The organism is Acidobacteriota bacterium (assembly GCA_016195325.1).
Classification (GTDB): Bacteria; Acidobacteriota; Polarisedimenticolia; order JACPZX01; family JACPZX01; genus JACPZX01.
Genome location: JACPZX010000003.1, coordinates 84,508 through 94,410, shown reverse-complemented (window position 1 = coordinate 94,410; position 9,903 = coordinate 84,508). Strand labels below are relative to the sequence as shown.

General features: G+C 70.4%; 7 protein-coding genes. 5 read left to right on the top strand and 2 right to left on the bottom strand.

The window, feature by feature from the left end:
* Positions 1-9: 9 nt before the first annotated feature.
* From HY049_00770 to HY049_00750, 5 genes are read left to right on the top strand one after another with little or no spacing between them, the layout of a single operon-like run.
* Positions 10-177: a hypothetical protein gene (locus HY049_00770; protein ID MBI3447441.1), complete on the top strand. Its 168-nt coding sequence runs from the start codon at positions 10-12 to the stop codon at positions 175-177.
* A complete protein-coding gene (locus tag HY049_00765) occupies positions 174-2,183 on the top strand; it encodes a DUF3857 domain-containing protein (GenBank protein ID MBI3447440.1) in 2,010 nt (669 codons plus the stop codon). The genes HY049_00770 and HY049_00765 overlap by 4 nt, the downstream gene beginning before the upstream one ends.
* On the top strand, positions 2,180-4,174 hold the full coding sequence (locus HY049_00760; GenBank protein MBI3447439.1) for a DUF3857 domain-containing protein: 1,995 nt from the start codon (positions 2,180-2,182) through the stop codon (positions 4,172-4,174). The genes HY049_00765 and HY049_00760 overlap by 4 nt, the downstream gene beginning before the upstream one ends.
* Positions 4,171-6,183, top strand: coding sequence for a DUF3857 domain-containing protein (locus tag HY049_00755; GenBank protein ID MBI3447438.1), 2,013 nt, complete (start codon positions 4,171-4,173; stop codon positions 6,181-6,183). The genes HY049_00760 and HY049_00755 overlap by 4 nt, the downstream gene beginning before the upstream one ends.
* Positions 6,180-8,141 (top strand): DUF3857 domain-containing protein, encoded by a 1,962-nt coding sequence (locus HY049_00750; GenBank protein MBI3447437.1) that lies wholly within the window; start codon positions 6,180-6,182, stop codon positions 8,139-8,141. The genes HY049_00755 and HY049_00750 overlap by 4 nt, the downstream gene beginning before the upstream one ends.
* Here the strand turns inward: HY049_00750 and HY049_00745 are convergent.
* Together HY049_00745 and HY049_00740 are read right to left on the bottom strand one after the other, a co-directional pair.
* A complete protein-coding gene (locus HY049_00745; GenBank protein MBI3447436.1) occupies positions 8,125-9,543 on the bottom strand; it encodes an amidase in 1,419 nt (472 codons plus the stop codon). The genes HY049_00750 and HY049_00745 overlap by 17 nt on opposite strands.
* Complete coding sequence (locus HY049_00740) at positions 9,540-9,872, bottom strand: hypothetical protein (protein MBI3447435.1); 333 nt, start codon at positions 9,870-9,872, stop codon at positions 9,540-9,542. Before HY049_00740 ends, HY049_00745 begins: the two co-directional genes overlap by 4 nt.
* Between the last annotated feature and the right edge of the window lie 31 nt (positions 9,873-9,903).

The window sequence follows — 9,903 nt, the reverse complement described above, 5'->3', positions numbered from 1 at the left end:
TACGCGCTGATGTTCTCGCCGAGTCCGACGGGAATCGTCGTGCGTCGAGAGCTGGTGCTGAGGCTGGCGCGGGTTGAGCCGAGGGTCTACGCGAGCTTCCGCGACTTCCTCCAGGCCGTCCGCCTCGCCGACCGCACGCGGCTCCGGTTCATGAAGGCGGGGGCGCCGGCGTCGTGAAGCGCCTCGGCCTCGCTCTCGCGTGCGGTCTCGTTCTCTGCGTCGCGGCCACCCCCGCGCGCGCGGCGAACCACTACCCGATCGAGCCGGGGCCCGAGGAGATGTCGGCGGAGGAGAAGGCCATCGTCCCCGATCCGAGCTCGGGGGCCGAGCACGCGGTCGTCCTCGCCGTCGAGATCGAGCAGGACGACGCCATCAGCGTCCTCGCGAAGACCTCGTACCACCTCCGGGCGAAGATCCTCTCGCCCGCCGGGCGCGCTCTCGCCAACGTCGAGATCCCCCTCCTCACGCAGGAGGGCTCCATCAAGACGTGGTGGGGACGGACGATCCTCCCGGACGGAACGGTCCTCTCCCTTCCCGACAGCGAGCTGCACGAGGAACCGCTGGTCCGCAAGGGGGCCGGGAAGGAATCTCGCGTCGTGAAGGCGGTGCTCAAGGGGGTCGTCCCCGGCGCGGTCATCGATTACGGCTACGTCCTCCGCGACGTCAACGCCGTGGGGCTGCACCTCGTCCCGCTCCAGGCGCCGTGGCCGATAAGGCGCCTCCGGTACCGCTGGATCCCGCAGAACGCGCTCGTCTCCGACCGCCCGCGGATCGCCGCGTGCACGCTCACGCACGCCGAGGGAGCCGACGTGAAGGCGGTGCAGGAGAAGAAGTGGTTCGTCGTCACGGCCCGCGATCTCCCGGCCTTCGAGCGTGAGCCCCTCGCCCCGAGCGACGACGAGCTCCGGATCACCGCCATCTTCCACTACACCTTCTACGCGCGGGATCCGGTCGACTTCTGGGACGCCGTCGCCATCGAGTGGAGCCGCGTCGCGACGCTCTTCTGCAAGCCCGATCGGGCGGTCGCCGCCGCCCTCGAGCGGGTCCCGTTCCCCGAGGGAGCGAGCCTCGAGACGAAGCTCCGCGCGGCGTACGACTGGCTGGCGCGGCGGGTGAGGAACGACTCTCTCGGCTCGGTCGAGGAGATGGAGGGGCTCTCGCGCCGGAGCGTCGACCGGGATCTGCTCGAAGGGGTGGCCGGCGTCTTCGATCGCGGCGCGGCGGCCCCCTGGCAGATCGATCTCGCCTTCATGGGGATGGCCCGGGCGCTCGGCGCGGAGGCCTCGTTCGTCCTCGCCTCGGATCGGCGCGAACATACGTGGAACCCGAGCCTCCTGGCGCTCGACCCGTTCGACGAGGCGGTCGTCGCCGTCCACGCCCCCGCCGATCCTCCCGACAAATTCAGCCTCGTCGATCCGGGCTCGGGGCTGCCGTACGGATCGATCCCCTTCTGGATCTCCGGCGGGAAGGCCCTCGTCACCAGCTCGAAGGGGGGGCGCGTGATCGCGGCCCCCGCGTCGGCGCCGGCTACGAACCTCTCCCGGACGACGGGGACGATCGCGATCGACGCTGAGACGGGATCGGCGCGGGTGCGCTGGTCGAGGGAGGGGTCGGGGCAGAAAGGGCTCGTCGATCGCCGCGCGCTGCGGCGCCTCACCCCCGGCGAGCGATCGAAGCGGCTCGACGATCTGTGCGGCGCGTCCGGCGACTTCGACGTCTCCCGAGCCGACTCGCCGGGGCTCGACGATCCGGCGGCGCCCTTCCGGCTCGAGTGCGAGGGGGAGTCGGCCCGGGCCGGCCCGGCGTCGGGGGACGCGTCGATCAGCGCGCGCCTTTCCGGTGCGTGGATGGAGGAGGTCCCGGAGCTCTCCGCTCCCGTGCGCCGGTACCCGGTCGTGCTCCCGTTCCCGGGGATCGACAGGACCGTCCTCGACGTCGCCTCGCCGGCGGGGTTCGCGCCGGGACCTCCCCCTGAGCCGCTCCGCGTCACGGGGGCGTGGGGGTCGTATTCGCTGTCGATCGCAAAGACGGCGGCGGGCTATCACGTGGAGCGATCGCTTCAGCTCGATCAGACCGTCATCCCCGTGGCGTCGTACGACGCCTTTCGGCGATTTCTCGAGGAGGTCCGGCTCGCCGACCGGACGACGCTCGTCTTCCAGCGCGCGGAGGGAGGGACACCGTGAGGCGCACCGGCTGCGCGATTCTCGTGGCGCTTGCCTCCGCGATCGGCGCGCGCGCCGAGGGAACCTCTTTTCGGATCGCACCCGGCCCGCAGGCGATGACCGCCGAGGAGAAGGAGCTGAAGCCCGACCCCGCCGCGGGAGCGCAGCACGCGATCGTTCTCCTCGAGGAGACCGAGCGGGACGATCCCCTCGACGGGTACGCGAAGACCTCGTACCACTTCCGGGCGAAGATCTTCTCGAACGAGGCGAGGCGCCTCGCGGACATCGTCGTCCCGTTCGAGGCGAAGCGCGGCTACCTCCGCGAGTGGTGGGGGCGCACGATCCTCCCGGACGGGACCGTCCTCGAGCTGAAGAAGGACGAGCTGCGGGAGCAGACCATCGCGCGCGAGGATCGCGCCGAAGCCCGCGTCCTCAAGGCGGTGCTCCCCGGCGTGGCCCCCGGGTGCGTCATCGACTTCGGCTACGTCTTCCAGGACCGGAGCTTCAAGTTCTTCCGCGAGATTCCGCTCCAGAGGGCGTGGGCGGTTCGCCACTTCCGCTATCGCTGGCTGCCCGCGATCGGCGCTCCGAGCCAGTACTACCTGAAGAAGCGCCCGGGCGTCGACGTGCAGGTCGTTCGCGAGAAGAACGCCGTCGTGGTCGAGGGGAACGACCTCCCGCCTGTGCCCGAGGAGCCCTGGATGCCGCCGGCGAGCGTCGTGAGGGCCGAAGCGCTCCTCTACTACTCCGGGTTTTTCCTCAGCAAGACCAACACCGATCCGAACGCATACTGGAAGGAGGTCGTCCGCGACGAGGAGGAGCGCCTCACTGCGTTCATCAAGGAGAACGGGCCGTTCGACGACTCGATCGCGGCGATGAAGTTCACCGGGGACGCGAAGCTCCTCGACAAGCTTCGCGTCGCCTACACGTGGCTCGGCGCCCACCGGCGGAACGTCCTTCTCGGGACCTCCGAGGAATCGGAGGCCGATGCCGAGGACGACGAGACTGATCGGAAGAAATCTGAGGCGCTCGAGCCGTACGAGAAGCGCCTTCTCAGGCCCTGGGCGATCGCGGCGGAGTACGTGGGAATCGCCCGAGTTCTGGGGGCGGAGGCCCACCTGATCCTCGCCCCCGATCGACGGGATCGATACTGGGACCCCGGTCTTCTCTCGGAGGGGCAGCTCGACGAGTACCTCGTCGAGCTGAGGGGACCGGGTGATCCGGACGACAGGGCGATCGTGGTGGCGCCCGGATGGGGGCTCCCCTTCGGCGTCCTCCCCTACTGGATGGCTCCTTCGAAAGGGCTCCTCGTCACGAAGGAGGGAGGGCGCGACTACGTCCTTCGCGGGGCGGATCCTCGCCTGAACGTTCTCGAGACGAAGGCGTCGATCTCGCTCGACGATCCCGGCGAGGCGCGCGCGTCGTGGACGACGACGGGGGCGGGTCAGCGCGGATTTCGCGAGATTCGCAGGCTGCGGATCAGCTCCCCCGAGAATCGGAAGAAGGCGCTCGACGAGCTGTGCGGCGCCTCGGCTTCGCTCGAGGTCTCGAAGGCGGCGGCGCCGGCGCTGGACGACGTGAACGCGGCTTATCGTCTCGAGTGCGAGGGGAGGCAGAGCGTCCCGGGCGCCGGCGAGGGGCGCGAGGAGCTCCCGCTGCACTTCGACGGTGCCTGGATCCCCGAGGTCCCGCTCTTCGCCTCGCCCACGCGCGCGTTTCCCATCGTCTTCGATTACCCGTGGATCGACATGGCCTCGATCGAGGTCGTCGCCCCGAAGGGGTACGCGCCCGCGCCGGCCCCGCCCCCGGTGAAGCTCGAGGCGCCGTTCGGGAGCTACGCGCTCTCCGTCAAGGCGACGGATCGCGGGTACGAGATCCAGCGCGCCTTCGCGATGGTGAGCGCCACGCTGAAGCCGGAGAGCTACGAGGCGCTCCGGAAGTTTCTCGAGGACGTCAGGATGGCGGACCGGACGGCCGTCGTTTTTCGCCGAGGACAGGGGGAGGCTCGATGAGATTCACGAGGGGGCCGGTTGCGCTCGTTTGCCTCGCGGCGACGCTTTCGATGGCGCGCGCGGCGGAGCTCGACAGGCTCTGGATCCACCCGGGCGCGAAGACGATGTCGGCCGAGGAGAAGTCGATGCAGCCGGATCCGAGCGGGGGCTCGCAGCACGGCGTCATCCTCGTGGCGGAGACCGAGAGCCACGGCGACGCGGAGCGCGGGCACGCCATGCAGGTGTCCCATCACTTCCGTGCCCGCATCTTCACGAACGAGGCCCGCGATCTCGCGAACGTCGAGATCCCGTTCAACCGGCAGGAGGGGAAGCTTCTCGAGTGGTGGGGGCGCGTGATTCTCCCCGATGGCACGGTGCGCGAGGTTGAGCAGAAGGATCTCGTCGAGGAGACCCAGGGCCGGCGCGGGGGGGAGGTCGTCCGTGTGCTCAAGGCGAGCCTCCCCGGCGTGGTGCCGGGGTGCGTGATCGACTACGGCTACTCGTACACCTGGCCGAGGTACAACCCGTGGCTGCGCGTCCCCATCCAGTGGCGGTGGCCCGTCCGGCAGTTCCGGTACCGATGGGTTCCGCCCGAGGATTTCACCAGCTCATACTTCACCGAGCGGATCGAGGGGCTGGACGTCGTGATCAAGAACGAGCCGAGAGCGATCTCGGTCACCGGCCGCAATCTCCCTGCGGTGCCGGACGAGCCCTTCATGCCCCCGCGGGAAGAGCTGGGAGCGGCCATCTCGTTCACCTCGACGACGGTCGGCCTCTCGGCCGAGGGCTTCTGGGGCAGGGTCTCGCAGGACCTCGATCGCCGCACCGCCCAGTTCCTCGGGAACGGGAAAGCGATCTCGACGCTGCTCTCGGCGAGCGGCGTCGTCACCGGGGAGCCACGAGCCGCATCGCTTCGCCGGGTGTACGACTGGATCCGCGCGCACGTCCGTGACGTCGACTCAGGGGATGCCGAGGACTTCCCCGACCAGTACGAGCTGGACGAAGCCGTCCGCCGGGGGCAGAAGCCGGCGGCCGCGAGCACCGCCGAGGACATCGTGCGAGCCGGCGAGGGGCACGCGTCGGAGCTGGCGCTCCTCTTCATCGGCGCCGCGCGCGCCCTCGGGGATCGCGCTTTTCCCGTTCTCGCGACCGACCGGCGCACGCGCTATTACAACGAGCTGCTGATGGGGCTCAGCCAGTTCGAGTACGAGGTCGCCGTCGTCTGGGATCCGGCCATACCCGGGGATCCCGAGCTCGTCGTGGCGCCCGGATCCGGCCTCCCGATCGGCGAGCTCCCGTGGTGGATCACGGGGACGCGCGGATTCCTCGCGGCCCCCGAGCGCCCCCGCACCCTGATGCTTCCTCCGGCCCAGGCGCGGCGCAACGTGCGCGACACGAAGGCCGAGGTGACCTTCCCGGGCGGAGGGGGGCCGGCGCACGTGAGCTTCTCGGTCGCGGGCACAGGACAGCCCTCCTACGTCGAGCGCACGGAGCTCCTCCAACTGGGGAGCGAGGCCCGGAAGGCGAGGCTGGTCGAGATGTGCTGGGGTCACTCCACTCTCGACGTTGCCGAGGCCGATTACCCGGGTCTCGACGAACGTCGCGACGACGCGAGGAGGGTCTGTGCGGGGGAAAATCAGGGTCCGGGACCGTTAGCGGACGCCGCCGCGTGCGAGTTCGCGATCCAGGGGCCGTGGAGCGTCGGCGCCCCGATCCTCCCGGAGGAGAATCGCACGCATCCCATCGTGCTTCCCTACCCCGAGACCGACATCCTGAGCCTCGACGTGACGACGCCCCCGGGATTCGAGACCACCGCGCCGCCCGAGACCGTCACCTTCGAGAGCCCGTACGGGCGATATCTTCTCTCGGTGACGGCGACCGAGACCGGGTACCATGTCGAGCGCATGTCGACGATCACCGCGCTCGGCCTGCCGGCATCGGAGTACGCGCCGTTCCGGGAGTTCTTCGAGCGGATCCGCAAGGCCGACAAGACAGCCCTCCACTTCACCCGGAGCGCCCCGAAGCCATGACGAACCGCCGTCGCGCCGCCGCGCTGTCGATCGCCTTCCTCGCCGCGCTCGCCGGGGGGCCGGAGGTCTTCGCCGCGCGCCTCCCCGACTGGGCGAAGGAGATCGCGGACACCGCCCCCCCGGCCCCCGAAGGGGTCGCGCCGTACCCCGCGCGCGTCCTCCTGGACGAGATGCGCTACCAGATCCACCCCGACGGCTCGATGGACGTCCGCCACCGGTTCGCGGCGCAGGCGCTCAGCAGCCGCTCGGATTCCGTCGGCACGGGGTATTTCGGAGTCACGGACACCATGAAGGTGACCGCGTCGAAGGCGTGGCACGTTCCACCCGGCGAGAAGGCGTCACGAAGCTGGGGGCCCGCCGCGGAGGTCGCCCTCGGCGACAACTTCCTCAGCGACACGAAGCTGCGCGTGGTTCAGGTGAAGGACGTGAAGAAGGGAAGCCTCGTCTTCTACGAGTTCGAGGCGGAGGACAATCCCAGGCTGCTTCCCATCACGGAATACTTCTACGACGACGCGCCCGCCTCCGCGCACCGGCTCGAGATCGAGACGCCGCCGGGGTGGAGGCTCGACACGGCGTGGCTGCGCCTGCAGGGACCCGAGCCCTCCGTGTCGGGGAACGTGAGCACCTGGACGATCCGGGACCTGCCGGCGCCGGAGAAAGAGCCGCTGAGCTCCGATCCGCTGGACCGATCTCCCCTCCTCGTCGTGAATCCGGTTCCGCCCGCGGGCGTGAAGCCGGGGCAGACGGTCGTCTCGAGCTGGACCGACTTCGCGCGGTGGCAGGAGGAGATCTTCCGCGGCCGCGACGCGCTGACGCCGAAGGTGGCCGAGGCGGCGAAGGGGGCGATGGGGGAGGGGGCGGACTTCTTCGCGAAGGTCAAGGCGGTCGCGACGTACGTTCGCGACAAGGTCCGCTACGTCGACATCGAGCTGGGGATCGGCGGGATGCAGCCGCGCCCGGCGACGGAGACGCTGTCGAACCTGTACGGTGACTGCAAGGACAAGGGGACTCTCTTCCGGTCGTTTCTCCACGCGGCCGACATCGCGTCGTACCCCGTGCTCGTCAACCTGAGCCACAGCGACACGCTCTCCCCCGACGTCCCCGGATGGGGGTTCAACCATTTCATCGTGGCGGTGCCGGTTCCCGGGGGAAAGGAGATCCCCGCGAGCTTCGCCCCCTCGGTCGTCGACGCCGGAGATCTGGGGAAGATGCTGATCGTCGACACGACCGACGAGAGGACGGCGATCGGGTCGCTCTCGGCGAGCCTCGGCGGGAAGCGCGCGCTCCTCGTCGCCGGAGATCGCAGCCGCATGATCCAGCTTCCTTCGGGCGATCCGGCCGTCCACACCCTCGTGCGCAGGCTCAAGGTCGAGATGCTCCCGAACCGTTCTCTCTCCGTCGTCCGCGAGTCGCACTACCGGGGGACCTTCGCCTGGGAGGCGCGCTCGCGCTACAGCAGCTCGTCGGTCGAGCGCCGGAAGGGGGTCGAGCAGCGCATCCTCCAGATCTGGCCCGACGCGACGGTGAAGGAGTTCAGGACCGACTACGAGACGGCCGACGGGGAGTTCATCGAGACGCTCGACATCGCCCTTCGCCCCGTCCCGTCGAGCGGCACGGCGGCGAAGATCGATCTCTTCCCCGGCGCCGCCGCCGACGTCGAGCGCGTGCCCCTCTCGAAGCGAAAGAGCCCCGTGGACTACGGCTTCGCGCAGACGGTCCGCTACGAGGTGACGCTCACCGGCGTCCCGGAGTCGGCGGCGCTTCCCGGCGCCCAGGCCTCGTCCGGTGATGGGTGGAAGGTGACGACGAGCTACGCGCGGGAGAACGGGGCCATCGTCGCGACGTGGGAGGTCGTCCTGTCGCGCGCGCGCTTCGAGCCCGAGGCCTTCGCGGAGCTCAGGAAGTTCTGGTCGGCGATGGCCTCGGCCTCCTCGTGGGTGATCAACCTTCCCGCGTGAGGAGCGGCGGCTTCCTCGTGTGCCAGTCGGTCGCCGACTGGTAGAGTTTCCCGAGGGCGAGCGCCTTCCTCTCCTCGAACGCCCCCGTCATGAAGACCATCGCGACGGGAAGGCCGTCGGCGCCGTGGCCGCACGGCACGGCGAGGGCGGGGAGGCCGCAGAGGTTTCCCGTTCCCCCGAGGGGATCCGACTCCGAGAAATACTCCGAGAGCTTCGCGTCGATCGGCGACGCGGTGTAGTGCGTGGCGAGGCCGACGATCGCGTCCCACTCGGCATACAGGTCGGCCATGGCGCGCTGCGCCACGGTGCGGATGCGCATCGCCTTCAGGTAGTCGGTCGCGAGGACCATCTTCGATGTCGGCTGCGCCAGACCCGCGCCCGGATCGGCGAGCGACCGGACCTTCCCGGTGTCGAAGAGCGACTCGAACGACGCGGCCCCTTCGGCGACGACGAGAACCCACGCCGCCTCCTCGAAGGGGAACTTCGGCAGGGCGACCTCCTCGATGGAGACGCCGGCGCGCCGCAGGTCGTCGAGGGCCGTCTCGAAGGCCGCGGCGACGGCCGGGTCGGCGTTCTTCGGCAGGTCTGTGCGCAGGACGCCGACCTTCAGCTTCCGCGCGGCGGCGAGATCCATCGGGGATCCGAGCGGCTCGTCGGCGCTCGAAGGGTCTTCGGGATCGACGCCGGCGATCGCCTCGAAGACCGCCTCGCAGTCTGCGGCCGAGCGGGCCATCGGCCCGAGCTTGTCGAGGGTCCACGCGAGGGCCATCGCGCCGTGGCGCGAGACGCGGCCGTAGGTCGGCCTCAGCCCCGTGATGCCGCAGAAGGACGACGGGCAGACGATGGAGCCCCAGGTCTCGGAGCCGATGGCGAAGGGGACGAGCCGTCCCGACACCGCCGCTCCCGATCCCGAGGATGACCCGCACGTCCAGCGCCCGGTGTCCCACGGGTTGCGCGCGGCCCCCGTGAGCGACGCCCCGGCGATGTCGTACCCCATGCCGCCGGCCAGCTCGATCATCGCGCACTTGCCGACGAGGACGGCCCCCGCGTCGCGGAGGCGCCGGATGACGGTCGCGTCCTGCTTCGGGACCTGATCCGCGTACGGCGTGGCCCCCCAGGTCGTGCGGATGCCGGCGGTCGAGACGAGATCCTTCGCGCCGAAGGGGATGCCGTGGAGCGGCCCGCGGTCGCGCCCGGCCGCGAGCTCGACCTCGGCCTTCCGCGCCTGCGCCAGCGCGAGCTCGCGCGTGACCGTGACGAAGGCGTGGAGTTCGGGATCGAATCGGGCGATGCGCGCGACGCTGGCCTCCGCGAGCTCCGTCGGCGACACCTTGTGCGCGCGGATCTTCACCGCCAGCTCGACGACGCCGAGATCGAGGAGGGCCTCGTTCACGGGGCTCATCGGGATCGCCGATCCGAGCGGATCGCCCGGAAGCGGAAGGCGGGCTCGACGTCGTCGGGGAGCTCGAAGTCGCGGAGCTTGACGAGCGCCGCCTCGAAGGCGGGGAGCTGCTTCATCAGGCGCTTGCGCTCGTCCCTCGAGAGACCGGGCTCGCGTTTCGCGAGGGCGCGCGCCTCGTCCGAGAGCTCCGGCGGGGGCGGGGCCGCCGCGGGGGCGTCCTCGGCCGCACGCGGGGCGCCCGAGACGGCGACGATCGCCGGGGCCGCCGCCGCGATCCACCCGAGGGCCGAGCGCCGTGTCACATCCCTGGTGTCGCGATCCTCAGCCATCGTGGCCTCCTTCATGTCCCGCGTCCGTGGA

Bases quoted from the DNA above. Each gene is read 5' to 3' on its own strand.
- HY049_00770 (MBI3447441.1), top strand. From the start codon at position 10: ATGTTCTCGCCGAGTCCGACGGGAATCGTCGTGCGTCGAGAGCTGGTG.
- HY049_00755 (MBI3447438.1), top strand. From the start codon at position 4,171: ATGAGATTCACGAGGGGGCCGGTTGCGCTCGTTTGCCTCGCGGCGACG.
- HY049_00750 (MBI3447437.1), top strand. From the start codon at position 6,180: ATGACGAACCGCCGTCGCGCCGCCGCGCTGTCGATCGCCTTCCTCGCC.
- HY049_00745 (MBI3447436.1), bottom strand. From the start codon at position 9,543: ATGAGCCCCGTGAACGAGGCCCTCCTCGATCTCGGCGTCGTCGAGCTG.
- HY049_00740 (MBI3447435.1), bottom strand. From the start codon at position 9,872: ATGGCTGAGGATCGCGACACCAGGGATGTGACACGGCGCTCGGCCCTC.